Annotated in this window: 19 protein-coding genes; 14 read left to right on the top strand and 5 right to left on the bottom strand. The window is 55.3% G+C overall.

What is annotated here, in order from left to right; translation table 11 throughout:
• Nucleotides 1–19: 19 nt before the first annotated feature.
• From msbA to IAI47_RS12810, 6 genes are all read left to right on the top strand, one after another.
• A complete protein-coding gene (msbA, locus tag IAI47_RS12835; RefSeq protein WP_003849365.1) occupies nt 20–1,768 on the top strand; it encodes a lipid A ABC transporter ATP-binding protein/permease MsbA in 1,749 nt (582 codons plus the stop codon).
• Nucleotides 1,765–2,751, top strand: coding sequence for a tetraacyldisaccharide 4'-kinase (gene lpxK, locus IAI47_RS12830; RefSeq protein WP_008925846.1), 987 nt, complete (start codon nt 1,765–1,767; stop codon nt 2,749–2,751). Before msbA ends, lpxK begins: the two co-directional genes overlap by 4 nt.
• Before the next feature lie 39 nt (nt 2,752–2,790).
• On the top strand, nt 2,791–4,005 hold the full coding sequence (locus IAI47_RS12825) for a winged helix-turn-helix domain-containing protein (RefSeq protein WP_008925847.1): 1,215 nt from the start codon (nt 2,791–2,793) through the stop codon (nt 4,003–4,005).
• A 105-nt stretch (nt 4,006–4,110) separates the two neighbouring features.
• A complete protein-coding gene (locus IAI47_RS12820; protein WP_003849374.1) occupies nt 4,111–4,293 on the top strand; it encodes a Trm112 family protein in 183 nt (60 codons plus the stop codon).
• Entirely contained in the window at nt 4,290–5,039 is a 750-nt protein-coding gene (gene kdsB / locus IAI47_RS12815) for a 3-deoxy-manno-octulosonate cytidylyltransferase (protein WP_008925848.1), read from the top strand. Before IAI47_RS12820 ends, kdsB begins: the two co-directional genes overlap by 4 nt.
• 111 nt (nt 5,040–5,150) lie before the next feature.
• Nucleotides 5,151–6,044: a phosphotransferase gene (locus IAI47_RS12810; RefSeq protein WP_187961139.1), complete on the top strand. Its 894-nt coding sequence runs from the start codon at nt 5,151–5,153 to the stop codon at nt 6,042–6,044.
• Here the strand turns inward: IAI47_RS12810 and elyC are convergent.
• Entirely contained in the window at nt 6,024–6,806 is a 783-nt protein-coding gene (elyC, locus tag IAI47_RS12805; protein WP_008925850.1) for an envelope biogenesis factor ElyC, read from the bottom strand. The genes IAI47_RS12810 and elyC overlap by 21 nt on opposite strands.
• 125 nt (nt 6,807–6,931) lie before the next feature.
• Between elyC and cmoM the strand changes: the two genes are divergently transcribed.
• The 7 genes from cmoM (at nt 6,932) to IAI47_RS12770 (ending at nt 17,588) form a co-directional block, all read left to right on the top strand.
• On the top strand, nt 6,932–7,717 hold the full coding sequence (cmoM, locus tag IAI47_RS12800) for a tRNA uridine 5-oxyacetic acid(34) methyltransferase CmoM (RefSeq protein ID WP_008925851.1): 786 nt from the start codon (nt 6,932–6,934) through the stop codon (nt 7,715–7,717).
• Nucleotides 7,714–9,036, top strand: a complete 1,323-nt coding sequence (gene mukF / locus IAI47_RS12795) for a chromosome partition protein MukF (RefSeq protein ID WP_003849384.1) — start codon at nt 7,714–7,716, stop codon at nt 9,034–9,036. The genes cmoM and mukF overlap by 4 nt, the downstream gene beginning before the upstream one ends.
• The gene (gene mukE, locus IAI47_RS12790) at nt 9,017–9,742 is read left to right on the top strand and encodes a chromosome partition protein MukE (RefSeq protein WP_008925852.1); all 726 of its coding nucleotides are present in this window, start codon (nt 9,017–9,019) and stop codon (nt 9,740–9,742) included. The genes mukF and mukE overlap by 20 nt, the downstream gene beginning before the upstream one ends.
• Nucleotides 9,739–14,226, top strand: a complete 4,488-nt coding sequence (mukB, locus tag IAI47_RS12785; protein ID WP_008925853.1) for a chromosome partition protein MukB — start codon at nt 9,739–9,741, stop codon at nt 14,224–14,226. Before mukE ends, mukB begins: the two co-directional genes overlap by 4 nt.
• Before the next feature lie 147 nt (nt 14,227–14,373).
• Nucleotides 14,374–16,185, top strand: coding sequence for a L,D-transpeptidase (gene ldtD, locus IAI47_RS12780; protein ID WP_008925854.1), 1,812 nt, complete (start codon nt 14,374–14,376; stop codon nt 16,183–16,185).
• A gap of 185 nt (nt 16,186–16,370) precedes the next feature.
• Nucleotides 16,371–16,919: a YcbK family protein gene (locus IAI47_RS12775; protein WP_003849393.1), complete on the top strand. Its 549-nt coding sequence runs from the start codon at nt 16,371–16,373 to the stop codon at nt 16,917–16,919.
• Between the two features lie 39 nt (nt 16,920–16,958).
• Nucleotides 16,959–17,588, top strand: a complete 630-nt coding sequence (locus tag IAI47_RS12770; RefSeq protein ID WP_003849395.1) for an MBL fold metallo-hydrolase — start codon at nt 16,959–16,961, stop codon at nt 17,586–17,588.
• 65 nt (nt 17,589–17,653) lie between these two features.
• On the opposite strand, the gene IAI47_RS12765 is transcribed toward IAI47_RS12770, so the two are convergent.
• The 4 genes from IAI47_RS12765 to pncB form a co-directional block, all read right to left on the bottom strand.
• Nucleotides 17,654–18,844, bottom strand: coding sequence for an amino acid aminotransferase (locus IAI47_RS12765; RefSeq protein ID WP_008925855.1), 1,191 nt, complete (start codon nt 18,842–18,844; stop codon nt 17,654–17,656).
• Between the two features lie 233 nt (nt 18,845–19,077).
• Complete coding sequence (gene ompF, locus IAI47_RS12760; protein WP_105099343.1) at nt 19,078–20,202, bottom strand: porin OmpF; 1,125 nt, start codon at nt 20,200–20,202, stop codon at nt 19,078–19,080.
• Between the two features lie 299 nt (nt 20,203–20,501).
• Nucleotides 20,502–21,902: an asparagine--tRNA ligase gene (asnS, locus tag IAI47_RS12755; protein WP_008925857.1), complete on the bottom strand. Its 1,401-nt coding sequence runs from the start codon at nt 21,900–21,902 to the stop codon at nt 20,502–20,504.
• Nucleotides 21,903–22,058: 156 nt separating this feature from the next.
• Nucleotides 22,059–23,264, bottom strand: coding sequence for a nicotinate phosphoribosyltransferase (gene pncB, locus IAI47_RS12750; RefSeq protein WP_008925858.1), 1,206 nt, complete (start codon nt 23,262–23,264; stop codon nt 22,059–22,061).
• Between the two features lie 243 nt (nt 23,265–23,507).
• On the opposite strand from pncB, the gene pepN reads away from it, so the two are divergent.
• Entirely contained in the window at nt 23,508–26,123 is a 2,616-nt protein-coding gene (gene pepN, locus IAI47_RS12745) for an aminopeptidase N (RefSeq protein WP_008925859.1), read from the top strand.
• The last annotated feature ends 37 nt before the right edge of the window (nt 26,124–26,160 follow it).

Genomic DNA, 26,160 nt, shown 5'->3' with positions numbered 1-26,160 from the left:
CCAACAGCGTGAATAAATAATGCATCAAGATAAAGATCTCTCTACGTGGCAGACGTTTCGCCGACTCTGGCCGATGATCGCGCCTAATAAAGCGGGATTAATTGCGGCTTCAGTCGCCCTGATTATCAATGCTGCGGGCGACGCCTTAATGCTCTCACTGTTGAAACCATTACTGGATGATGGTTTTGGTAAAGCTGACAGGTCGGTGATGCTATGGCTGCCGTTAGTGGTCATTGGCCTGATGCTGGTACGCGGCGTGACCAGTTATATCTCCAGCTACTGCATCTCCTGGGTCTCAGGCAATGTCGTGATGAATATCCGCCGTCGGCTGTTCAGCCATATGATGGGGATGCCGGTTTCATTCTTTGACCAGCAGTCGACCGGGACCCTGTTGTCACGCATTACTTACGATTCCGAGCAGGTCGCCTCCTCTTCTTCCGGCGCGCTGGTGACAGTGGTGCGTGAAGGTGCTTCCATTATTGGCCTGTTTGTTATGATGTTCTACTACAGCTGGCAGCTGTCGTTGATCCTGATTGTTCTGGCACCCATTGTCTCATTTGCGATTCGCACCGTTTCAAAGCGTTTCCGCACCATCAGCAAAAGTATGCAGAACACCATGGGGCAGGTGACAACCAGCGCCGAACAGATGCTGAAAGGCCACAAAGAAGTGCTGATTTTTGGCGGTCAGGAAATCGAATCGGAGCGCTTTTCCCGCGTCAGTAACCGTATGCGTCAGCAGGGAATGAAGCTGGTATCAGCATCCTCCATTTCTGATCCCATTATTCAGCTCATCGCATCGCTGGCACTGGCGTTTGTACTTTACGCTGCCAGCTTCCCAAGCGTCATGGATACGCTGACCGCCGGGACGATTACCGTGGTCTTCTCCTCGATGATTGCCCTGATGCGCCCGCTTAAGTCTCTGACCAACGTTAATGCCCAGTTCCAGCGTGGCATGGCGGCCTGTCAGACGCTGTTCTCTATTCTGGACAGTGAGCAGGAAGTGGACAACGGCACACGCGAAATGACCCGGGCGAAAGGCGATATCGAATTCCGTGATGTGACCTTTACCTATCCGGGCCGTGATATTCCGGCACTGCGTAATATCAATCTGTCACTGCCAGCAGGAAAAACGGTGGCGCTGGTGGGCCGTTCAGGTTCTGGTAAGTCGACGATGGCGAGCCTGCTGACCCGCTTTTATGACATTCAGCAGGGCGAAATCCTGCTGGACGGACATGACCTGAGAGAGTACAGCCTGCGTTCGCTGCGTAATCAGGTCGCGCTGGTGTCGCAGAATGTGCATCTCTTTAACGACACCATTGCCAATAACATCGCTTATGCGCGGAGTGAGCAGTATAGCCGTGCAGAGATCGAGCAGGCAGCCACCATGGCGCATGCCATGGACTTTATCAATAAGATGGATAAAGGCCTGGATACAGTGATTGGCGAGAATGGCGTGCTGCTATCTGGCGGTCAGCGTCAGCGTATCGCCATTGCCCGCGCGCTGCTGCGTGATTGTCCGATTCTGATCCTGGATGAAGCGACCTCTGCGCTGGATACTGAGTCAGAACGCGCCATTCAGTCTGCACTCGATGAGTTGCAGAAGAACCGTACTTCGCTGGTGATTGCGCACCGTCTCTCAACCATTGAAAAAGCGGATGAAATCGTGGTCATTGAAGATGGTCAGATTGTTGAACGCGGTACGCATCAGGTGTTGCTGGCAGAACGCGGTGCCTATGCACAACTGCATAAGATGCAATTCGGCCAATGATTGAACGTATCTGGAGTGGTCGCTCACCGCTATGGCTACTGCTATGGCCATTCAGCCTGCTGTATGGTGCGATCACGGCCCTGATACGTTTCAGTTACAGGCGTGGCTGGCGTAAAAGCTGGCGCGCGCCTTTGCCGGTCGTGGTGGTGGGTAACCTCACTGCCGGCGGCAACGGAAAGACGCCGGTGGTGATCTGGCTGGTTGAGGCGTTGCAGCAGCGCGGCCTGCGTGCTGGCGTCGTCTCCAGAGGGTATGGCGGCAAGGCAGATCATTATCCCTTGCTGGTCACCGCACAGACCAGCACGGAACAGGCCGGTGATGAGCCGGTTTTAATCGCTCAGCGCACCGGGGCGCCGGTCGCGGTGGCGCCCAGAAGGCGACAGGCGATTGAAGCATTACTGCAACAGGGCTCGCTGGATGTGGTCATCACTGATGACGGCCTGCAACATTACGCCCTGCAGCGCGATCGCGAGATCGTGGTGGTGGATGGCGTACGACGCTTTGGCAATGGCTGGTGGTTGCCCGCAGGTCCGATGCGCGAACGCGCTTCTCGTCTGCGGCAGGTTGATGCCGTCATCATCAACGGTGGCGACGCGCAGCCCGACGAGATTGCCATGCAGCTTCAGCCCGGGCTGGCCACCAATCTCCTGACCGGGGAAACCTGTCCAGCTGAGCAACTGGGTGCGGTAGTTGCGATGGCCGGTATAGGTCATCCTCCCCGTTTTTTCACCACGCTGAAAAAGCAGGGCATCACGCCAGTTGCAGAGATCGCCTTTGCCGATCATCATGCCTACAGCGAGGATGAGCTGACCCGATTACTCCAGACAGGCCAGCAGCTGTTGATGACCGAAAAAGACGCGGTGAAATGCCGCGACTTTGCTCAGCCTGACTGGTGGTATCTGCCGGTCGATGCTCACCTGACCGGTAAATCCGTCACGCCATTACTGGCTGATATTGAACAACTCTGTCGCCGCACGCTCTGATACCCGCACCCATTCAGGTGATGCCTGATAAGGAAGAGGATGAACAGCCCGCATTCACTTTCGTTACAGCAAGCACGTCACCTTCATCTCGCCGCGCAGGGCCTGCTGCGTGCGCCGGCAAAACGCGCGGTGTATCAGGATCTGATCAACTGCATCTCCCGCATGTCGCTGCTCCAAATCGATACCATTCATGTGGTGGCCCGCAGTCCCTATCTGGTGCTGTTCAGTCGCCTGGGTAATTATCCTCAGGCATGGCTGGAGCAGGCGCTGGCGCAGGGTGAACTCTTTGAATACTGGGCGCATGAAGCCTGTTTTATTCCCCGCGCCGATTACAGACTGCTTCGTCATCGCATGTTGTCGCCTGAACGTCTGGGCTGGAAATACAACGCGCAATGGGTTGCTGACCACCAGCAGGCGATTGCTGAACTATTGCAGCAGATCCGGGAAAATGGCCCGGTGCGCGCCGCCGATTTTACGCACGCCGATAACCCGAAGTCAGGCTGGTGGGCATGGAAACCGCACAAACGTCATCTGGAAAATCTCTTCAGCGCCGGTGAGCTGATGGTCGCAGAACGCCGCAATTTTCAGCGCGTCTACGATCTGCGCAGCCGCGTAATGCCTGACTGGCAGGATGAACTGCATGGTATCAGCGAAGCCGAAGCGACCCGTCAGATGCTGATGAACAGCGCCCGCAGCTTAGGGGTTTTCCGCGCGGCCTGGCTGGCGGATTACTATCGCCTGAAGCGGACACCCGTAAAAGACTTTATCGCTGACGCCGAGGCTGCGGGCGATCTGGTCGCCGTCAATACAGAGGGTCTGGGCGAGATGTGGCTGCATCGTGACCTGCTGCCGTTGCTGGAGACGCCGCTGCAGGCGACGCACAGCACAGTGCTTTCTCCGTTTGATCCGGTGGTCTGGGATCGCAAACGCGCGCTTGAGCTGTTTAACTTCGACTACCGTATCGAGTGCTATACCCCCGAGGAGAAGCGCAAGTTTGGCTATTTTGTGTTGCCCATCCTCCATCGCGGGCAAATAAAAGGCCGGCTTGATGCCCGTATGCTGCGTCAGTCAAAACAGCTGGAGATTAAAAAACTCTGGCTGGAAGAGAAAACCCGTGTCACGGCGCGTTTTGCAGCAGATATCCGGCGCGCGATTGAACGCTTCGCAGCCTGGCAGGGCGCAGAAAGCGTCGCCATCCTGCAGGTACCCGATGCGCTTAAAGCGCACTGGCCAGCCCTGTGGACGCTGGATTAATCAAATTTTCGGCAGCCGCTGTGGGATGGTGTTTTACTCCATCCCGCATACGCCGCGCTATGGTATGCTTGAACCCTTACGCATTCGGTCCCTGATGGAGGACATATGGATCACCGTTTACTCGAAATCGTTGCCTGCCCGGTGTGCAATGGCAAACTCTACTTCAACAATGCACAGCAGGAGCTGATCTGCAAACCTGATGGCCTGGCCTTCCCGGTTCGTGACGGCATTCCGGTGCTGCTGGAAACGGAAGCCCGCACGCTCTCCGTCGAAGAGATTCATCCATGAGTTTTACGGCCATCATTCCTGCGCGTTATGCGTCAACCCGCTTACCGGGCAAGCCACTGCTTGATATCCATGGTAAACCGATGGTCGTGCATGTGATGGAGCGCGCCCGTGAATCGGGTGCCAGCCGTGTCATCGTTGCTACCGATCATCCTGACGTGGCAAAGGCCGTCGAGGCGGCAGGCGGCGAAGTCTGCATGACGCGCGCCGATCACCAGTCCGGCACGGAGCGGCTGGCGGAAGTGATCGAAAAATATCAGTTTGCCGATGACGAAATCATCGTCAACGTCCAGGGCGATGAGCCGATGATCCCGGCAGAGATTGTGCGTCAGGTGGCGACCAATCTGGCGGGGTCAGCAGCGGGCATGGCGACGCTGGCGGTGCCAATTACGGATGCGGAAGAAGCTTTTAATCCGAATGCGGTGAAAGTGGTCATGGATGTGAATGGCTACGCGCTCTATTTCTCACGGGCTACCATTCCGTGGGATCGTGAACGCTATGCCGCCTCGCGCGAGCAGATCGGTGACACGCTACTGCGCCACATTGGCATCTACGCTTATCGTGCCGGTTTTATTCGCCGCTATGTTGCCTGGGCGCCTTGCCCTCTGGAACAGATTGAGCTGCTCGAGCAATTGCGCGTTTTGTGGTACGGCGAGAAAATTCATGTCGCCGTGGCGAAAACCATCCCGAGCGTGGGTGTGGATACGCCAAACGATTTGCAACGTGTTCGTATTGCCATGCAGGCCTGACAAGCGGGGAGCCTGTCTCCCCGTTTCAGCACCACGTTATTGATCCGCCGCTAAACTTATGGCCAACACTTCCTTCAGGATAGGGTGATATTCATCTGAGGAGGATGCCGCATGGAACAGCTTAAATCAGAACTCACGCTGGCGCTGGGTGAAACCATCAGCCGCCTCGAAATGATCAGTGAACATCCACCCACCCGGCTCTATGCGTTATACAATCGTGACGGCCTTCCTATGCCAGTGGTGGCGAAATATTTTCGTCACCAGGGCAGGGCGGCGATGGAAGCCAGAAAACTGGCGTTGCTGGGGCAGGCCGGGCTGGTCGCCGTACCCGCGGTCTATGGTCTGGTGCTGAGCCAGCAGCCGCCAGTGCATGAAATGCTTCTGATGGCGCGACTGAATGGTGTGACGGCGGAAGCACCGGCGCGGGATGCTCAGCGCTGGCAACAGTTCTGCGAACAGGTCGTCGAGGGACTGCTGGCCTGGCACGGGCTTGATAGCCACGGCCTGGTCGGCACAGTGGACAGCACGCAGCAGAACCGCTGGCCCGCCTGGTATGCACAGCGGGTTGAAGTGTTGTGGGCGACCCTGAGCTATCTGCGTCCACCCACCTTTACCCTGGACGATCGCCAGGTGCTGTTCCGCTGCCGCGCGCGACTGGCGCATCTGTTTCGCGGCTTCGATGATCCCTGCGTGATGGTTCATGGCAACGTGCGGCTGCAGAGCATGCTGAAAAACAGCCGCAGTGACCAGTTAATCGCGATGACACAGCCCGGCACGATTCTCTGGGCACCGCGTGAATATGACCTGATCCATCTGGATGCATCGCCAGCCGAAACGGCGCTACTGCATCATTACCTGCAACGGGCGCCGGTCTCAGAGGGTTTTATCTGGCGTCGGTGGGTTTATCAGCTGTGGGACTGCATCGACACGCTTATCCAGACCGGCACCTTTGATCGGCCGCGCTTTGACCATGCTCGCGCACAGTTACTTCCCTGGCTCGGCTGAGCCATCCTCGGTTTTCAGCCGTTGCAATAACGTGCCCAGCGTTTCATAAACGGCACGTTCGCTGTGACTTAGCCAGATCGATGACGGTATGGCCCGTTCCCAGCCATTCAGCGGTGAGGTAATCGCAAGCTGATTGGCGGGCGCGGCAATGGGCTTCAACCCGACCGCGTGGAAAAAGCGTATTGCCCGTGGCATATGATTCGCGGAGGTCACCAGCATTAGCGGGCGATTGCCTGCCACAGTTTTAACTGCCTGCGCTTCGTCTGCGGTATCGCGTGGCTGGTCAAGGATCTGAATATGTTCATGAGGAACGCCCAGACTTTCCGCCACCTGTGCCGCTACCCAGGCGCTGCTCTTCGGATTGGTGCCGCCCGCTGCACCGGTAAAAATCAGGGTCGACTGCGGATTACGCCGCCACTGGCGCACACCCTCTGCCACGCGGGGCAGGCTGTTATTCAACAGGTTCGAGCTGGGCGCCCATCCCGGATTAAAGGTGTAGCCTCCACCCAGTACCACAATATAGTCCACCTTCTCTGCGCCTTTCCAGGTCGGATAGCGGCTGTCCAGTGGCAGCAGCAGACGATCCGCCAGCGGCTGCAGACTCAGCAACAGAAGGAGCAGCCAGCTGACCGAGATCACGGTTTTGCCGCTTTTCTGCCAGCCAGTAAACCAAACCAGTAAAATACCAAGCGCCATCAACAAAAGCAGAAACGGCAGGGGTAAAAGCAGCCCGCCAATGACTTTTTTCAGGGTAAATAACATCAAAAATGCGTCCTGTTGTCCGAAAATAGAGCACCCGGAAGGGAAGATGGGGATGAAAGGTTCATTCTTCTGGTGCCTGTGACAAAATAGCACAAGTCTCACCGCAGCATACCGGAGCGCATGCCATGCAGGATCGTAACTTTGACGATCTCGCGGATAAATTTTCGCAAAATATTTACGGCACCACTAAAGGGAAAATACGGCAGGCCATTCTTTGGGACGAGCTGGAGAAGATTCTGCCCGATCTGTCGTCACACCCGCTGTCGGTGCTGGACGCGGGCGGCGGTATTGGCCAGGTCTCCAGCGGGCTTGCGGCACAGGGCCATCAGGTTCTGCTGTGCGATCTCTCTGGTGAGATGCTACGCCGGGCAGAGGAAAATGCGGTGTCGCAGGGTGTGAGCCATAACATGCAATTCAGACAAATTAGCGCTCAGCAGGTGGGCGAACATTTGGATAAGCCGGTGGATCTGGTATTGTTCCACGCTGTGCTTGAATGGGTCGCTGAACCGGAGACGGTGCTGAAAGCGCTGTTCGATCTGCTGCGTCCAGGAGGCGTCATGTCGCTGATGTTTTACAATCTGCACGGCCTGACACTGCGCACCTTAACGCTGGGTAATTTCGGCTATCTGCGCACCAATCTGACCAAACGCAAAAAGCGAACGCTGTCGCCTGATTATCCGCGCGACCCTGAACAGGTTTATCGCTGGCTGGAGGCGTGTGGTTTTGTGATTGAACAGCGTGCCGGGATCCGGGTATTCAGTGATTACATGAAGCCGCCGAAGGGCGAACCAAAAAGCGACGACGAAATTATTGAGATGGAGCGGCGTTACTGCCGTCAGGAACCCTTTTTGAGCTTAGGGCGTTACATCCACGTGACCGCGCGTAAACCCGGGCAGAAGGACGAATTATGAGTGAATTTTCCCAGACGGTACCTGAACTGGTCTCCTGGGCGCGCAAAAATGACTTTTCCCTTGCGCTGCCAGTGGAACGTCTGGCCTTTTTGCTGGCTATCGCCACCCTTAATGGTGAGCGGATGGATGGCGAAATGAGTGAAGGCGATCTGATTGATGCATTCCGTCACGTCAGTAAAGCTTTCGAACAAACCCACGAAACCGTGTTGGTTCGCGCCAACAACGCCATCAATGACATGGTGCGACAGCGCCTGCTCAACCGCTTTACCAGCGAACTGACCGAAGGCAATGCTATCTATCGCCTGACGCCGCTGGCCATCGGCATCACTGACTATTACATCCGTCAGCGAGAATTTTCGACGCTGCGCCTGTCTATGCAGCTGTCGATTGTGGCCAATGAGCTTAAGCGAGCAGCCGATGCGGCGCAGGAAAACGGCGACGAGTTCCACTGGCATCGCAATGTTTTTGCGCCGCTGAAATATTCGGTGGCGGAGATCTTCGACAGCATTGATATGACCCAGCGTCTGATGGATGAACAGCAACAGGCGGTGAAAAACGATATTGCTGAACTGCTGAACAAAGACTGGCGCGCGGCTATCTCCAGCTGTGAAATGCTGCTTTCCGAAACGTCAGGGACGTTGCGTGAACTGCAGGATACGCTGGAAGCTGCGGGCGACAAACTTCAGGAAAACCTGCTGCGGATTCAGGATGCCACGCTGGACAGCCCGGACCTGGGCTTCGTCGATAAGCTGGTGTTTGATCTGCAAAGCAAACTCGACCGGATTACCAGCTGGGGCCAGCAGGCAATCGACCTGTGGATCGGCTATGACCGCCACGTCCATAAATTCATCCGTACCGCCATCGACATGGATAAGAACCGCGTCTTTGCGCAGCGCCTGCGGGTATCAGTGCAGAATTACTTCGACGCTCCCTGGGCGCTGACCTACGCCAACGCTGACCGTCTGTATGACATGCGTGATGAAGCGCTGACGCTGCGGAATGACGAAGTGATGGGCGAACTGCCGCCGGAGATGGAATACGAAGAGATCAACGAAATTCGCGAACAGCTGGCAGCGATGATTGAAGAAGCGCTGCAGGTCTATAAATCGCAACAAAAACCGCTCAACCTCGCGTCAGTGATGCGCGACTACCTGGCCCAGTATCCACGCGCCCGCCATTTCGATCTGGCACGCATTGTGGTGGATCAGGCGGTGCGCCTTGGCGTAGCAGAAGCTGATTTAGCCGGTTTGCCTGTGGAATGGCAAGCCATCAATGATTACGGAGCCAAGGTGCAGGCACATGTCATCGACAAATATTGAACAAGTGATGCCGGTTAAGCTGGCACAGGCACTGGCCAACCCGATTTTTCCCGCGCTGGATAGCCAGTTACGCGCCGGACGTCATATCGGTATCGAAGAGCTGGATAATCATGCGTTTCTGATGGACTACCAGTCGTTTCTCGAAGAGTTTTACAGCCGTTATCACGTTGAGTTGATTCGTGCGCCGGAAGGCTTTTTCTATCTGCGTCCGCGTTCAACAACGTTGATTCCGCGTTCCGTGCTCTCTGAGCTGGACATGATGGTCGGGAAGATTCTTTGCTATCTCTACCTCAGTCCGGAACGCCTTGCCAATGAAGGGATTTTTACCCAGCAGGAGCTCTACGACGAGCTGCTCTCGCTGGCGGACGAGAATCGCCTGCTGAAGCTGGTTAACCAGCGTTCAACCGGTTCGGATCTGGATCGCACCAAACTGCAGGAGAAAGTGCGCGCCTCTCTGAGCCGTCTGCGCCGTCTGGGTATGGTGTGGTTTTACGGTAACGACAGCAGCAAATTCCGCATCACTGAATCCGTGTTTCGCTTTGGTGCCGACGTGCGCAGCGGTGATGACGCCCGTGAAGCGCAGCTTCGCCTGATTCGTGATGGCGAAGCCATGCTACTGGAAAACGCGACAGCACCGGTCGACACCGACGAAGGTGACGGTCAGGAAGGCGACGCGAGTGAGAACGCAGAGGAAGAACAGGCATGATTGAGCGCGGAAAGTTTCGTTCGCTTACGCTGATCAACTGGAACGGTTTTTTTGCCCGTACTTTTGATCTCGATGAATTAGTGACCACGCTGTCAGGCGGAAACGGTGCGGGTAAGTCCACCACCATGGCGGCATTTGTGACCGCGCTGATCCCCGATTTAACATTGCTGCACTTCCGTAATACCACCGAAGCGGGCGCAACGTCGGGATCACGTGACAAAGGTCTGCACGGGAAGCTGCGGGCTGGCGTCTGTTACTCCATGCTGGATGTCGTGAATTCACGCCATCAGCGTGTGGTGGTCGGTGTCCGTCTGCAACAGGTCGCCGGACGCGATAAAAAGGTCGATATTAAACCTTTCAGTATCCATGGCCTGCCAACCGATACCAACCCGACCGATATGCTGACGGAAGTGCTTAACAGCCGTCAGGCACGCGTATTGCCGCTGAATGAGGTGAAAGAGCGGGTTGAGGCGCAGGAAGGCGTACAGTTCCGCGCTTATAACTCGATCACCGATTATCACGCCATGATGTTTGATCTGGGCGTGGTGCCGCGACGTCTGCGCTCTGCCAGCGATCGCAGCAAGTTTTATCGCCTGATTGAAGCCTCACTGTATGGCGGTATCTCCAGCGCCATCACCCGATCGCTGCGTGATTACCTGCTGCCTGAAAACAGCGGCGTGCGTAAAGCGTTTCAGGATATGGAAGCGGCGCTGCGCGAAAACCGCATGACGCTGGAGGCAATCCGCGTTACCCAGTCTGACCGCGATCTCTTTAAGCATCTGATCTCCGAGGCGACCAGCTACGTTTCGGCTGACTATATGCGCCACGCCAACGAGCGTCGGGGGCATCTCGACAGTGCGTTACAACTGCGCAGTGAGCTGTTCAGCAGTCGCAAGCAGCTCGCCACCGAGCAGTATCGTCATGTTGAGATGGCGCGCGAACTGGCTGAGCACAGTGGCGCAGAGAATGATCTCGAAGTCGATTATCAGGCCGCCAGCGATCATCTGAACCTGGTGCAGACGGCGATGCGTCAGCAGGAGAAGATTGAGCGTTACGATGCCGATATCGAAGATCTGACGTTGCGTCTGGAAGAGCAGACTGAAGTGGTCGCCGAAGCCCGTGAAATTCAGGAAGAGAATGAAGCGCGTGCCGAAGCCGCTGAGCTGGAAGTGGATGAGCTGAAAAGTCAGCTGGCCGATTTCCAGCAGGCACTCGACGTGCAGCAAACCCGCGCCATCCAGTATCAGCAGGCCTTGCAGGCGCTGGAACGCGCCCGTACGCTTTGCCAACTGCCCGATTTGACCATCGACAATGCCGCTGAATGGCAGGAAAGTTTCCAGGCCAAAGAGGAAGAGGCGACAGAACGCCTGCTGCGTCTGGAGCAGAAGCTGAGCGTGGCGGAAGCGGCACACAGTCAGTTTGAACAGGCGCTGGCGCTGGTGACCAGCATTGCCGGTGATGTGTCCCGACAGGATGCCTGGCAAACCGGTCGCGAACTGCTGCGTGATGCCAGCAATCAGCGTCATCACGCTGAACAGCTCTCATCGCTGCGTCTGCGTCTCAATGAGCTGGAACAGCGCCTGCGCGAACAGCATGAGGCGGAGCGTCTGCTGGCCGAGTTCTGCAAGCGCCAGGGGCAGCATTACGAAGCCGATGCGCTGGCTGGCCTGCAGCAGGAACTGGAAGCACAGATTGAACAGCTGAACAGCAGCGTCTCGGACGCTGGTGAGCAGCGCATGATGATGCGTCAGGAGCTGGAACAGCTGCGTGAACGCATCACCAGCCTGACTGCCCGCGCGCCACACTGGCTGGCGGCGCAGGAGATTCTGACGCAGCTCAGCGAACAGACTGGCCAGGCGCTGAACAGCAGCCAGGACGTCACCGAATATATGCAGCAGCTGCTGGAGCGTGAGCGTGAGACCACCGTCGAGCGCGACGAAGTGGCCGCCCAAAAACGCGATATCGAGCAGCAGATTGAACGACTCAGCCAGCCAGGCGGAGCGGAAGATGCGCGGCTGACCCAGCTGGCGGAACGTTTTGGCGGCGTCTTACTGTCTGAAATTTATGATGATGTTACACTGGACGATGCGCCGTACTTCTCCGCACTCTATGGTCCGTCACGTCATGCGATCGTGGTGCCGGATCTGTCACGTGTTCGTGAGTTGCTGGACGGGCTCGAGGATTGCCCGGAAGATCTCTATCTGATCGAAGGTGATCCGCAGTCGTTCGATGACAGCGTCTTCAGCGTGGATGAGCTGCAGAATGCGGTGGTTGTGAAGGTAGCTGAGCGTCAGTGGCGCTACTCCCGCTTCCCGAAAATACCGCTGTTTGGCCGTGCTGCGCGTGAAAATCAGCTGGAGCTGCTGCATCTTGAACGTGACAGGCTGGCCGAACGCTACGCGACGCTGTCGTTTGACGTGCAGAAAACGCAACGTCTGCATCAGTCGTTCAGCCGTTTTATCGGCAGTCATCTGGCCGTGGCGTTTGACGCTGACCCGGAAGCGCAGATCCGTCAGCTGGGCGCACGCCGGGCTGAACTGGAACGGGCGCTGAATCAGCACGAGAGCAATAATCAGCAGCAGCGCCAGCAGTATGAGCTGGCGAAAGAGGGCGTGTCACAGCTAAACCGACTGCTGCCACGCGTTAACCTGCTGCTGGATGATACGCTGGGCGATCGTTGCGAAGAGATTCGTGAGCAGGTCGATGCGGCGCAGGATGCGGCGCGCTTTCTGCATCAGCACGGCGCGAAACTGGCGAAACTTGAGCCAATTATCGCCGTGTTGCAGAGCGACCCGGAACAGCACGAGCAGCTGCAGGCGGATTATCAGCAGGCACAGCAGCAACAGCGTAATGCGCGTCAGCAGGCCTTTGCCCTGACCGAAGTGGTGCAGCGTCGCGCCCACTTCAGCTATGACGACTCAGCCAGCATGCTCAACGGCAACAATGACCTCAGCGATAAGCTGCGTCAGCGTCTGGAGCAGGCTGAAGGTGAACGTAGTCGCAGTCGTGATCGCCTGCGTGAACATCAGGCGCAGCTGACACAATACTCGCAGGTGCTCGCCTCGCTGAAAAGCGCCTATGACGCGAAACGCGACATGCTGAAAGAGCTGCAGCAGGAAATGCAGGACATTGGCGTCCAGGCTGACAGCAGTGCAGAAGCGCGCGCGCGCGTTCGCCGTGACGAACTGTACACAGCACTCAGCCACAACCGTGCCCGCCGCAATCAGCTGGAGAAACAACTCACTTTCTGCGAAGCGGAGATGGATAACCTGCAGAAGCGACTGCGTCAGCTGGAGCGTCAATATCATCTGGTGCGGGAGCAGGTGGTCAGCGCCAAAGCGGGCTGGTGTACCGTACTGCGTCTGGTGAAAGAGAATGGCGTTGAGCGTCGTCTGCATCGCCGTGAACTGGCCTACCTGAGCGGCGATGAACTGCGCTCGATGTCGGATAAAGCATTGGGTGCGCTGCGTCTGGCGGTAGCGGATAACGAACATCTGCGCGACGTGCTGCGGTTGTCGGAAGATCCAAAACGTCCGGAACGTAAGATTCAGTTCTTTATTGCGGTTTATCAGCATCTGCGTGAGCGTATCCGTCAGGATATTATTCGTACTGACGATCCGGTCGAAGCGATTGAACAGATGGAAATCGAACTGAACCGTCTGACCGAAGAGCTGACGGCACGTGAGCAGATGCTGGCGATCAGTTCGCGCAGTGCGGCCAATATCATCCGTAAAACAATCCAGCGCGAACAGAATCGCATCCGTCAGCTCAACCAGGGCTTGCAGACCGTCAGCTTTGGTCAGGTGCACAGCGTGCGGCTTAACGTGAATGTGCGTGAAACGCATGCCATGCTGCTGGACACACTGTCGGAGGAGCACGAGCAGCATCAGGATCTGTTTAACAGTAATCGCCTGACCTTCTCCGAAGCGCTGGCGAAGCTTTATCAGCGTCTTAATCCGCACATCGACATGGGGCAGCGTACGCCGCAGACCATCGGCGAGGAGCTGCTGGACTACCGCAACTATCTGGAGATGGAAGTGGAAGTTAACCGGGGTTCTGATGGCTGGCTGCGTGCAGAGAGCGGTGCGCTCTCAACCGGTGAAGCGATTGGTACCGGTATGTCCATTCTGGTGATGGTGGTGCAAAGCTGGGAAGAGGAGTCCCGTCGTCTGCGCGGCAAAGACATTTCGCCATGCCGACTGCTGTTCCTTGATGAAGCGGCCCGTCTGGATGCCCGCTCCATCGCCACGCTGTTTGAACTGTGTGAACGACTGGAGATGCAACTGGTGATTGCCGCGCCAGAGAACATCAGCCCTGAGAAAGGCACGACCTACAAACTGGTGCGTAAAGTGTTTAATAACACCGAGCATGTGCATGTGGTTGGCCTGCGTGGTTTTGCTGCGGATCCTTCGCCGGTGCGTGCGGGAAGCGAAGCCGATGCATTGCCCGATTTAACGGCTGAAAAATCACAGGCGGAAACGTAGTCAAAAACTGAACCATTCGTTAATCTGGTTACGGCATTTGTCGCATGAGGCAAATGCCGTTTTTGTTTGTATACTCACATGATGAGTCACAGCGCGGTCGCAGCGGATACAGGGAACGCTGCGAAGTTGAAAAATAAGGAGGCAGGGATGTTGCGGGTAAAAAAATTACATCATCATCGCGTTGTATCATTGCTGGCGCTGGCGCTATCCGTTGTTCCATTTACGCTACCGCAGGCTGCTGTCATCGCCGCTTTGCCTGGAACTAGCCAGGCGGCCATCTCCGTATCCGACAGTCAGCAGCGCATTCGGCAGGCGTTCTCCAGCGCCGACCAGCCATTTTATCTGGGACCGCTGGCAACGCTTTATGCATCCCGTCATATGCAACCGCTCTGGCAGGATCCTCAGGCGGTGCAAAAATTTCAGCAGCAGCTGGCAGAAGTGGCGCTGTCTGGCGTTCAGCCGCAGTTCACGCGCTGGATTGAGCGTCTGACCAACCCCGCCATTACCGGCTTTGCCCGGGATGTTGCGTTGTCTGATGCGATGCTGGGTTATCTGCAATTTGTGTCGAATGTGCCGACGCAGGGTGAAACCTGGCTCTACAGCAATGTTCCTTACAGGCTGACCCAGCCCTCCGTGGCGGTGGTCAATCAGTGGCAGAATGCGGTCAATGCCGGTTCTGACAATGCATTTATTGCCTCCTTACAGCCGCAGCATCCACAGTATCAGCCCATGCATGCTGCGCTTATCACCCTGCTTAGCGATAAGCAGCCCTGGCCGCAGCTGAAAAGCAGTGAAACACTGCGTCCGGGCCAGGTCAGTGATGACGTTCCTGCGCTGCGTGAAATTTTGCAGCGCAGCGGCATGTTAACGGCGCAGGTTAATGCGCCGGCACCCAATGACGATGCGGTACCCGTTGCTGCCTCGCCGGTAACGCACAGCGATCAGCCTGTTGCAGTCAGTCCTTCTGCCGCGCCAGTCAGCAATCTGCTTACCCCATCACCACAATCACCGGGTAACGTACAGAGTCAGACGCTGGAAGGAAATACCGCCAATATTTATGATGAGACGCTGGTGGCGGCGGTGAAGCGTTTCCAGCAGTGGCAGGGACTGGATGGTGATGGGGCTATCGGTGCCAGAACCCGTCAGTGGCTTAACGTCTCTCCGCAGATGCGTGCGTCGTTGCTGGCGCTGAACATTCAGCGTCTCCGCCTGCTGCCGGACGATATGCATAACGGCATCATGGTGAACATCGCCAACTACTCGCTGATTTACTACAACAAGGGCAATAAGATCCTCTCATCACGCGTCATCGTCGGACGTCCGGACCGTAAAACGCCGTTGATGCGCAGCGCACTCAATAATGTGGTGCTGAATCCGCCGTGGAATGTGCCAACAACACTGGTGCGAAAAGATATTATTCCAAAAGTGAAACTGGATCCGACCTATCTTTACAAGCATGGTTATACCCTGCTGTCGGGCTGGAGTGCTGACGCTGAAGTGATTGATCCCAGCATGATCGACTGGCGTATGGTCACCGCTTCATCATTCCCTTATCGCCTGATTCAGGCACCGGGGGAGGCGAATGCGCTGGGCCGTTATAAATTTAATATGCCAAGCTCAGATGCGATCTACCTGCATGACACGCCAAACCATAATCTGTTCCAGCGTGATATCCGCGCGCTCAGCTCCGGCTGTGTCCGGGTGAATAAAGCATCTGAACTGGCGGGATTATTACTGCAGGACGCGGGCTGGAACGATGCGCGTATTTCCAGCACGTTAAAAGAGGGCGACACCCGCTATGTTCCGATTCGCCATCGCATTCCAGTGAATCTCTATTATCTTACGGCGTGGGTCGCTGATGATGGCAAACCCCAGTTCCGCACAGATATTTACAATTATGATGACACCGCCCGTTCGGGCAGTCAGGCTCTCAGTCGGGCTGAGCAGTTACTGCTCTAGTGATTGATTTTAAATCGTTAGCAGCGTCCCGGTCATTTACACTAATATTTTCAAATGGCGATCCCTCCGGGGATCGCCTCACAAACCATGGGCAGATGGGTTGACGCTTCTCTGAGAGAAAGTTATGGTTCGGCCTGTGCGCTTTTTGCACATTTCTCGGGCTTCATTCTCAGGTAAATCGTTACATGTCTACTATTGATTCTTCTCGTCGCAAACTACTGCTGTGTGGTAGTGCCGCCGCCGGACTGGCTTTATTGCCTGCTTCCGCAAGGGCCTCGCTTTCTACGTCTCGTCCGCGTGTATTGATGCTTAATAATCTTCACACCGGTGAAACCCTTAAAACTGAGTTTTTTAATGGTAAGAGTTACGACAAGGATGAGTTGTCACGATTAAATCACTTTTTCCGGGACTATCGCGCCAATAAAGTGAAAAGCATCGATCCGCACCTGTTTGATCAGATTTTTCGCCTGCAGGCGCTGCTGGGTATGCGTAAACCGATTCAGCTGGTGTCCGGCTATCGCTCACTGGCAACCAACAACATGCTACGTGAGAGTGGTCCAGGTGTGGCAAAGCACAGCTATCACACCAAGGGTCAGGCGATGGATTTTCATATCGAAGGCGTTTCGCTCGCCAATGTACGCAAAGCGGCGTTATCTCTGCGCGCAGGTGGTGTAGGATATTATCCCCGCAGTAACTTTGTACATATTGATACCGGGCCGATCAGGCACTGGTAACGACACCGGCAACGCTGCGTGAGCCGGTCATGGAGCGTTATGAATTACCACATTATTCCTGTTACAGCGTTTGCCCAGAACTGCTCAGTGATCTGGTGCGACTCCACGCGCGAAGCCGCGCTGGTCGATCCCGGCGGCGATGCCGAACTTGTCAAACAAACGCTGGAACAACTCGGACTTAAACCTGCTCAGATTCTGCTGACGCATGGACATCTTGATCACGTCGGGGCTGCCGTTGAACTGGCTGCCTTCTGGCAGATTCCGATTATCGGCCCGCAAAAGCGCGATGCTTTCTGGCTGGAAGCGCTGCCTACCCAGAGCCGGATGTTCGGCCTGGACGAGTGCGCACCTTTTACCCCCGATCGCTGGCTTGAAGAGGGGGAGAGCGTTCAGGTAGGGTTGATCACGCTCGAAGTCCTGCACTGTCCGGGACATTCACCTGGCCACGTGGTCTTCTTTGACCGTCAGGGACGATTGCTGATTTCAGGCGACGTTATCTTTAATGGCGGGGTGGGACGCACAGACTTCCCGCAGGGCGATCATCAGCAGCTTATCAATGCTATCCGCACAAAATTACTGCCGCTGGGCGATGATGTGACGTTCCTGCCCGGTCACGGTCCGATTTCTACGCTGGGACATGAGCGCGTGAGTAACCCTTTTCTGCAGTAAAAATCAGCGATCTTTCCTGCAATAAAAAATGGGCCATCAGGCCCATTTTTGTTTCGTCGTCAGCGTTACAGCACCGCGACAATCGCTTCGCACAGTGCCGACATATTGTCTGGCGTCATGCCTGCCACATTCACCCGGCCTGAGTTAACGGCATAGACACCGAACTCTTCACGCAGGCGAATTACCTGGTCTTTGGTTAAGCCACTGAACGAGAACATACCGTTTTGCTTAATAATAAAGCTGAAGTCACGCTGAGCGCCTTTCTCTGCAAGGGTGTTCACAAACAGCTGACGCATGCGCTGAATGCGCTGGCGCATATCTGACAGCTCCTGCTCCCAGATGGTTCGCAGTGTATCGTTGCCCAGAATAGTGGCGACGATAGCGGCACCATGCGCCGGCGGATTGGAGTAGTTAGCGCGGATGGTGTATTTCACCTGACTGAACGCCGTATCTGCCACGCTGGCTTCAGCCGCCACCACGGTGATGGCACCGACACGCTCGTTATACAGACCAAAGTTCTTGGAGTAGGAGCTGGCGACGATCAGTTCCTGATGCGAGGCGGCAAAAATGCGCAGGCCTTCTGCATCTTCATCCAGACCACGGGCAAAGCCCTGGTAGGCGAAGTCAAACAACGGCAGCCACCCATTGGCCTGTGACAATTCCGCCAGCTGTTGCCACTGCTCAGCGGTTGGGTCAATACCGGTCGGGTTATGGCAGCAGCCGTGGAACAGCACCACATCACCTGGCTGAACCTGCTGCAGCGACGTCAGCATGCCTTCAAAATCCAGCGTATGGTTTGCCGCGTCATAATAGTGGTATTCACAGACTTCAAGACCGGCCGCATTAAACACGTTGTTGTGGTTAGGCCAGCTCGGATTGCTGATCCAGACCCGCTTCACGGAGGTCTGCGTCGCGAGGAAATCTGCTGCCACACGTAACGCACCTGTGCCACCTGGCGTCTGCGCCGTACGGGCGCGGCCTGCCGTGATCAGCGGGCTTTGATTACCGAACAGCAGGACCTGTGTGCAGCGGGCGAAATCAGCCAGGCCATCAATGCTCAGATAGTTTTTGGTGGTTTCGTTTTCCAGCAGGTATTGCTCAGCTTTTTTAACACTGGTCAGCACCGGGGTCTTGCCGGTTTCGTCTTTGTAGACGCCGATACCCAGATTGATTTTTTCAGGGCGGTCATCAGCACGAAACAGATCGGCCAGCCCAAGAATAGGATCGGCGGGTGCAGCAGAGATCGATTCAAACATGTGTCAGGTCCATTAGCGTGAACGTTAGCGGAAAGAGCTGTCAGGTTAACGTCCGGCCAGGGAAATGCCAACCGTTTGCGAGACAAAATCATCAATTTTACCGTGTTCATTTCACGACGAGGAGAAGCTGAATTTCAGGCGAAGTAAAAAGCGGAGTGTCGGGCAGATTTCAGGAATGACAGCCATAAAAAAACGGGGCTTTAGCCCCGTTTTTTAACACGTCGGAAGCAGGATTAGAACTGGTAAACCAGGCCTACTGCTACAGTGTCATCGGTGTTCAGACCCAGCGCGTTATTGTCATCCAGCTGGTTGATCTGATAATCCACGTAGGTAGACATGTTTTTGTTGAAGTAGTAAGTCGCGCCAACGTCGATGTATTTAATCAGGTCAGCATCGCCAACGCCTTCGATATCCTTGCCTTTAGACTGAACATAAGCAATGGATGGGCGCAGACCGAAGTCGAACTGATACTGTGCAACCAGTTCAATGTTCTGTGCTTTGTTAGCAGAAGCAGCGCTGGTGGTGTTGTTCAGACCAGTCACAACAGAGATTGGTGTAGAGTTACGGGTTTCACCGTACATCGCTGCCAGGTAAACATTGTTTGCATCATATTTCAGAGCAGTTGCCCAGTTTTCAGCACGTTTGCCCTGGCCAACAACGTTACCATTGATATCGGTAGTGCCGTCTGCCTGAGAGTTTGTGCGATCGCTGCTGCTGTATGCGCCAACAACACCAACACCGATTGGTGAGGTATAGCTGGTTGATGCGCCCCAGCCGTCGCCGTTAGCACGACGCGTGTCGGTACGCTCGTTTTTACCCTGATACTGAAGTGCGAAGTCCCAGCCATCTACCAGACCAAAGAAGTTGGTGTTGCGGTAGGTCAGCAGGCCGGTGCTACGACCGTTCATGAAGTTATCTGAGTATCCTGAGTCGCCACCGAACTCTGGCAGCATATCGGTCCAGCCGATTGCATCATAAACCACACCGTAGTTACGGCCGTAGTCGATTGAGCCAGCGTCGCCGAATTTCAGACCGGCAAAGCCCAGACGGGTTTTGTTGCCGTTTTGTGCGTCAGAACCTTCAGAGTTATTCGCCTGAATGTTGTATTCCCACTGGCCGTAACCGGTCAGCTGGTCATTAATCTGGGTTTCGCCTTTAAAGCCGAAACGAACGTAAGATTTGTCGCCGTTGTTGCCGTCGCCATCTGAGCCATCGTTATCAGAAAAATAATGCAGGCCAACAGCTTTACCGTACAGGTCCAGTTTGTTGCCGTCTTTGTTATAGATTTCTGCAGCATTTGCTGCGCCGGCGGCTAACAGAGCAGGGATAACCACTGCAAGAATATTGCGCTTCATCATTATTCATTACCCTCATTGGAGTTATTTGTACACCTGCCACTGCCGTCAGGAAATCTTTACAGAACCCTTAACGAAGTTTGGTGTCTTCCTGTGTCTGCACGCATCTTTCCATCCCACCCGCCGTAATTCTAGCGCTTAAATGCTACTAAACTCGTAATCTTGTTTCAGCAGGAAAATATGTATTACAAAATGTAAAAAATACGGAACTTTGTGAGTGAACTCAAAATTTACAAAAATAAAAAAAGGCCGGCAGTGCCGACCTCGTTATATATATGAATTTCTTATATTTAATGCCTAAATCAGAAACTCGCGTTGCGTGGCGTGCGCGGGAAGGGGATAACATCCCTTACATTTTGTACGCCAGTGACATAGGCGATTAAACGTTCAAAGCCCAAACCAAATCCAGAATGTGGCACGGTACCGTAGCGACGCAGATCACGATACCACCAGTAATCTTCTTTATTCAGCCCCATCTCTTCGAGTCGTGCATCCAGCACATCCAGACGCTCTTCACGCTGTGAACCACCGATGATCTCACCAATGCCAGGCGCCAGGACATCCATTGCCGCCACGGTTTTGCCATCGTCGTTCAGACGCATATAGAACGCTTTAATGTCTTTCGGATAGTTTTTCACCACCACTGGCGCTTTAAAATGTTTCTCTGCCAGGTAACGCTCATGCTCAGAAGAGAGGTCGATTCCCCAGGAAACCGGGTTTTCGAAGGTCTGACCGCAATTCATCAGGATTTCAACCGCGTCGGTGTAGTCGACCTGGGCAAAATCAGTGGTAATGAAACGCTGGAGGCGTTCTACAGCTTCTTTATCGACGCGCTCAGCGAAGAAGGCCATGTCATCGGCGCGCTCTTCCAGCACCGCATTGAACACATACTTCAGCATTGACTCGGCCAGTGCGGCGGCATCATCCAGTGTCGCAAACGCAATTTCCGGCTCCAGCATCCAGAATTCTGCCAGATGACGGCTGGTGTTGGAGTTCTCTGCGCGAAACGTCGGGCCAAAGGTGTAGATCTTCGACAGGGCGCTGGCATAGGTTTCACCGTTCAGCTGACCGGAAACGGTCAGGAAAGCTTCTTTGCCAAAGAAATCTTCGCTGAAATCGACTTTGCCCTGATCGTTGCGCGGCAGGTTTTCCATATCCAGCGTAGAGACACGGAACATTTCACCTGCACCTTCGGTGTCGGAGGCGGTAATCAGCGGGGTGGAGACCCAGAAATAGCCATTTTCATGGAAGAAGCGATGCAGCGCCTGCGCCAGGGTATGGCGAACGCGGGCCACTGCGCCAATCAGGTTGGTGCGTGGACGCAGGTGCGCCACTTCACGCAGATACTCAATGCTGTGACGTTTCGCCGCCATCGGATAGCTGTCCGGATCTTCCACCCAGCCAACCACTTCCAGGCTGGTTGCCTGAATCTCAAACGCCTGGCCCTGACCCGGCGATGCCACCACTTTACCGGTGACGATAACGGAACAGCCGGTGGTCAGACGCAGCACTTCATCCTGATAATTATTCAGAGAATTATTGACGACAGCCTGAACGGGATTAAAGCAGGAGCCGTCATAGACAGCGATGAAGGAAAGACCGGCTTTGGAATCTCTTCGGGTACGCACCCAACCACGTACGGTGACTTCACTGTCAACCGCGACGCGACCGTGCAGTACGTCCGCTACAGGCACTACGCTCATAAATATCTCTCTATATAGAAGAAGTGAGTTAAAAGTTGCCCCATCCGGGGTTTTGCTATGTTACTTGCGAGTCTTCAGGAAACAAGCAAAATTCAGGGGGAATGCAGATTTATTACAGCAGAGGCGGGGCGCATCAACGCCCCGATAAGAAGAGGATTAACTCGCTTTTTTCACCAGCGGCAAATCAAAGGCTTTTCGCAGGGCTTTTACAAAGGCTTTATCCTGACAGATAGTTTTGCCGGGGCTGTCTGAGAGTTTTGCCACCGGTTTACCATTGCACTGCACCAGCTTGATAACGATATTCAGTGGCGTTACGCCCGGAATGTCGCAGGTCAGGCGGGTACCGATACCGAACACGACATTCGTCCGCTGGCCAAAGTGGCGGTATAACGCCAGGGCTTTGTCGAGGTTTAAGTTGTCAGAAAAGACCAGGTGTTTGCTTTGCGGATCGATACCCAGGCTCTGATAGTGGGCAAGGGCTTTCTCGCCCCATTCAACCGGATCGCCGGAGTCATGGCGCAGTCCCTGATAGCGACGGGCAAACAACGGACCGAAATCGCGCAGGAAGGCGTCCATGGCAATACAATCGGTCAGCGCAATGCCCAGTTGATCGTCATACTCATCGAGCCACGCCTGCAGCGCCGCGCGCTGGCTATTAGCAAGGACCGGGCTGATCTGCTGGAAGGCCTGGAACCACTCATGTGCCTGCGTCCCGACCGGCGTCAGTGACAGACGGCGCGCCAGATCATAGTTACTGGTGCCAATCAGCCACGGGAAATCCTGTTTCAGCGTTGAGACGATCGACTGCTGCACATCCTGCGAGTAGCGACGACGGGTGCCGAAATCCATCAGGCGGAAGCGTGACATATCCAGGTCAGCTACCTGCGTCTTAAAGTCGCCGAGTTTCTGGTGTAAATGGTCAATTGCCTGCTGGGTGGTGACCTGCGGTGTGCGATGACGATGCACAATCTCGCTGATTAGCGCCAGCAGCGGCACCTCCCACATAATGACTTCCCGCCACGGCCCCTGAATACGGATATCCAGTTTGCCATGGTGATTGCGCACCTCAACCTGATCCGGGTTATAGCGGAACTGGCGTAACCAGCTGAGGTAATCCTGCTGGAAGAAGGGGAGGTGAGACAGCCAGGTCGCTTCATCATCAGTCAGCGCCAGGTGTTGCATAGCGGTTATCGCGTCACGAATTTCGTCAGCGTAGAGACCCAGCAGTTCGTCGCCGCGGCAGCGAAACTCCGCCGCCACCGTTACGTCATGATAGCGGTGGAAAACGGCCTGCTGCATATGGAGCTTATAGGCGTCCGTATCCAGCAGCGAGGTCAGTATCGGGGAAGCATGTCCTGTCATGGCGCGTTTCAGCATCCTGTTCGGTGGCGCAGAGCCCGGTGTTGTACACAGTCATAAAGACGCGAAAGTATAATTCACTATCTGAACCCGATCACAGCATATTTCAGTCGGGTGGGTCGAGGCCAATCTGTGCCTTTGTTAACAAACTGTAGCCATTTCACCTTTTAGGTGCATTGTGCGTGGCAAGCTTGTAGTAACAAGCTTAGACTTTGCCGGTAAACTTATAACAACGCGAGACGCAATATGACGCAACAGCCCCAAATCAAGTATCGCCACGATTATCGTGCGCCTGATTACACCATCACCGATATCGATTTAACCTTTGAACTGGATGCGTCCACCACCCGTGTTACGGCCATCAGCCAGGTTAAACGACTGGGCGACAGCCAGGCTGAGCTGCAACTGGACGGCGAAGCGTTAACGCTGATTGCGCTGGAGATCGACGGGCAACCCTGGACGGCTTACCGTGAAGAAGAGGGCGCACTGGTGATCGGCCAGTTGCCGGAAAGCTTCACCCTGAAAATCATCAATGATATTCATCCGGATCAGAACACCGCGCTGGAAGGGTTGTACAAATCGGGCGAGGCGCTCTGCACCCAATGTGAAGCTGAAGGCTTCCGCCATATTACCTGGTACCTCGATCGCCCGGATGTCCTGGCGCGCTTTACCACCACCATTTATGCCGACGGTGAACGCTATCCATTCCTGCTCTCCAACGGTAACCGCATTGACGGCGGCCGGGATGAGCAGGGTCGCAGCTGGGTGAAGTGGGAAGATCCGTTCCCGAAACCGTGTTACCTGTTTGCGCTGGTGGCAGGCGATTTCGACGTGTTGCGTGACAGTTTTACCACCCGTTCAGGCCGTGATGTGGCGCTGGAGATCTTCGTCGATCGCGGTAATCTCGACCGTGCCGACTGGGCGATGACCTCGCTGAAAAACAGCATGAAGTGGGATGAAGAGCGTTTCGGCCTGGAGTATGACCTCGACATCTTTATGATCGTGGCGGTGGACTTCTTCAATATGGGCGCAATGGAGAATAAAGGCCTGAACGTCTTCAACGCCAAATATGTACTGGCGAAAGCGGAAACGGCGACCGACAAAGATTACCTCGGTATTGAAGCCGTTATCGGCCACGAATATTTCCACAACTGGACCGGCAACCGCGTGACCTGCCGCGACTGGTTCCAGCTCAGCCTGAAAGAGGGACTGACCGTGTTCCGCGATCAGGAGTTCAGCTCTGATCTGGGTTCACGTGCCGTGAACCGCATCGATAATGTGCGTATCGTGCGTGGGGCGCAGTTCGCCGAAGATGCCAGCCCAATGGCACACCCGATCCGTCCGGATCAGGTTATTGAGATGAACAACTTCTACACCCTGACGGTGTATGAGAAAGGGTCAGAAGTGATCCGTATGATGCATACCCTGCTGGGTGAAGAGAATTTCCAGAAAGGCATGAAGCTCTACTTTGATCGTCATGACGGCAGCGCCGCCACCTGTGATGATTTTGTGCAGGCGATGGAAGATGCCTCAAACGTCGATCTGTCGCAGTTCCGCCGCTGGTACAGCCAGTCCGGTACGCCGGTACTGACGGTGCGCGACGATTACAATCCGGAACTGGAGCAGTACACGCTACACGTCACGCAGCACACGCCAGCGACCGCCGATCAGAAAGAGAAGCTGCCCCTGCATATCCCGCTGGATATTGAACTCTATGACGGTGAAGGCAAGGTGATCCCGCTACAGAACAACGGCCATCCGGTGCACCATGTGCTGAATGTCACCGAAGAGTTCCAGACCTTTATTTTCGATAACGTCTACTTCCAGCCGGTGCCGTCACTGCTGCGCGAATTCTCTGCGCCAGTGAAACTCGATTATAAATGGAGTGATGCGCAGCTCACCTTCCTGATGCGCCATGCCCGCAACGACTTCTCCCGCTGGGATGCGGCGCAGAGCCTGCTGGCGACCTACATCCGTCTGAACGTTGCACGCTATCAGCAGGGTCAGCATCTGTCGCTGCCGCTGCATGTCGCCGACGCCTTCCGTGCAGTATTACTGGATACCGACTGCGATCCGGCCCTGACGGCGCTGATCCTGACCCTGCCGTCGGAAAATGAGATTGCCGAGCTGTTCGATACCATCGATCCGCAGGCGATTGCGCTGGTGCGTGACGCTCTGCAACGCACGCTGGCCCGCGAACTGGCCGATGAGTTTTTTGCCATCTACAACGCCAATCAGCAGCCTGAATACCGCGTGGAGCATGATGCGATTGGTCAGCGCAGCCTGAAAAATACCTGCCTGACCTATCTTGCCTTTAGCGATGCGCAGCTGGCAGACAAGCTGGTACAGACGCAGTACCACCAGGCGACCAACATGACGGATGCGCTGGCGGCGCTTTCCGCGGCTGTGGCGGCTCAGTTGCCGTGCCGTGATGCGCTGCTGGCGGCCTACGATGAGCGCTGGCATCAGGATGGTCTGGTGATGGACAAATGGTTTGTTCTGCAGGCCACCAGTCCGGCTGCCAACGTGATGCGTAATGTGCGTCAGCTTCTGACTCATCGCTCCTTTACCATGAGTAACCCGAACCGCGTTCGCTCCCTGGTGGGGGCCTTTGCCTCGGCTAACCCGGCCGCGTTCCATGCGAAAGATGGCAGCGGTTATAAGTTCCTGGTGGAGATGCTTACCGACCTGAACACCCGTAATCCGCAGGTCGCGGCGCGAATGGTAGAACCGCTGATTCGTCTGAAACGTTATGACGAAGACCGTCAGGCGATGATGCGCCAGGCGCTTGAGCAGTTGCTGCAGCTGGATAAGCTCTCTGGCGATCTTTACGAGAAAATTACCCGGGCACTGAACGCCTGATGACCCGTCCTGGCATAGGTTGACACGCTATGCTGTT

The organism is Pantoea sp. MT58 (genome assembly GCF_014495885.1).
Classification (GTDB): Bacteria; Pseudomonadota; Gammaproteobacteria; order Enterobacterales; family Enterobacteriaceae; genus Pantoea; species Pantoea eucalypti.
This window is presented reverse-complemented; position numbering and strand designations above follow the sequence as displayed.

What these genes read in the sequence shown, in the direction of transcription:
- IAI47_RS12820 (WP_003849374.1), top strand. Translation starts at nt 4,111, where the DNA reads ATGGATCACCGTTTACTCGAAATCGTTGCCTGCCCGGTGTGCAATGGC.
- mukF (WP_003849384.1), top strand. Translation starts at nt 7,714, where the DNA reads ATGAGTGAATTTTCCCAGACGGTACCTGAACTGGTCTCCTGGGCGCGC.
- msbA (WP_003849365.1), top strand. Translation starts at nt 20, where the DNA reads ATGCATCAAGATAAAGATCTCTCTACGTGGCAGACGTTTCGCCGACTC.
- pncB (WP_008925858.1), bottom strand. Translation starts at nt 23,264, where the DNA reads ATGACAGGACATGCTTCCCCGATACTGACCTCGCTGCTGGATACGGAC.
- elyC (WP_008925850.1), bottom strand. Translation starts at nt 6,806, where the DNA reads ATGTTATTTACCCTGAAAAAAGTCATTGGCGGGCTGCTTTTACCCCTG.
- kdsB (WP_008925848.1), top strand. Translation starts at nt 4,290, where the DNA reads ATGAGTTTTACGGCCATCATTCCTGCGCGTTATGCGTCAACCCGCTTA.
- ompF (WP_105099343.1), bottom strand. Translation starts at nt 20,202, where the DNA reads ATGATGAAGCGCAATATTCTTGCAGTGGTTATCCCTGCTCTGTTAGCC.
- cmoM (WP_008925851.1), top strand. Translation starts at nt 6,932, where the DNA reads ATGCAGGATCGTAACTTTGACGATCTCGCGGATAAATTTTCGCAAAAT.
- lpxK (WP_008925846.1), top strand. Translation starts at nt 1,765, where the DNA reads ATGATTGAACGTATCTGGAGTGGTCGCTCACCGCTATGGCTACTGCTA.
- ldtD (WP_008925854.1), top strand. Translation starts at nt 14,374, where the DNA reads ATGTTGCGGGTAAAAAAATTACATCATCATCGCGTTGTATCATTGCTG.
- mukE (WP_008925852.1), top strand. Translation starts at nt 9,017, where the DNA reads ATGTCATCGACAAATATTGAACAAGTGATGCCGGTTAAGCTGGCACAG.
- IAI47_RS12825 (WP_008925847.1), top strand. Translation starts at nt 2,791, where the DNA reads ATGAACAGCCCGCATTCACTTTCGTTACAGCAAGCACGTCACCTTCAT.
- IAI47_RS12810 (WP_187961139.1), top strand. Translation starts at nt 5,151, where the DNA reads ATGGAACAGCTTAAATCAGAACTCACGCTGGCGCTGGGTGAAACCATC.
- IAI47_RS12765 (WP_008925855.1), bottom strand. Translation starts at nt 18,844, where the DNA reads ATGTTTGAATCGATCTCTGCTGCACCCGCCGATCCTATTCTTGGGCTG.
- pepN (WP_008925859.1), top strand. Translation starts at nt 23,508, where the DNA reads ATGACGCAACAGCCCCAAATCAAGTATCGCCACGATTATCGTGCGCCT.
- IAI47_RS12770 (WP_003849395.1), top strand. Translation starts at nt 16,959, where the DNA reads ATGAATTACCACATTATTCCTGTTACAGCGTTTGCCCAGAACTGCTCA.
- asnS (WP_008925857.1), bottom strand. Translation starts at nt 21,902, where the DNA reads ATGAGCGTAGTGCCTGTAGCGGACGTACTGCACGGTCGCGTCGCGGTT.
- IAI47_RS12775 (WP_003849393.1), top strand. Translation starts at nt 16,371, where the DNA reads ATGTCTACTATTGATTCTTCTCGTCGCAAACTACTGCTGTGTGGTAGT.
- mukB (WP_008925853.1), top strand. Translation starts at nt 9,739, where the DNA reads ATGATTGAGCGCGGAAAGTTTCGTTCGCTTACGCTGATCAACTGGAAC.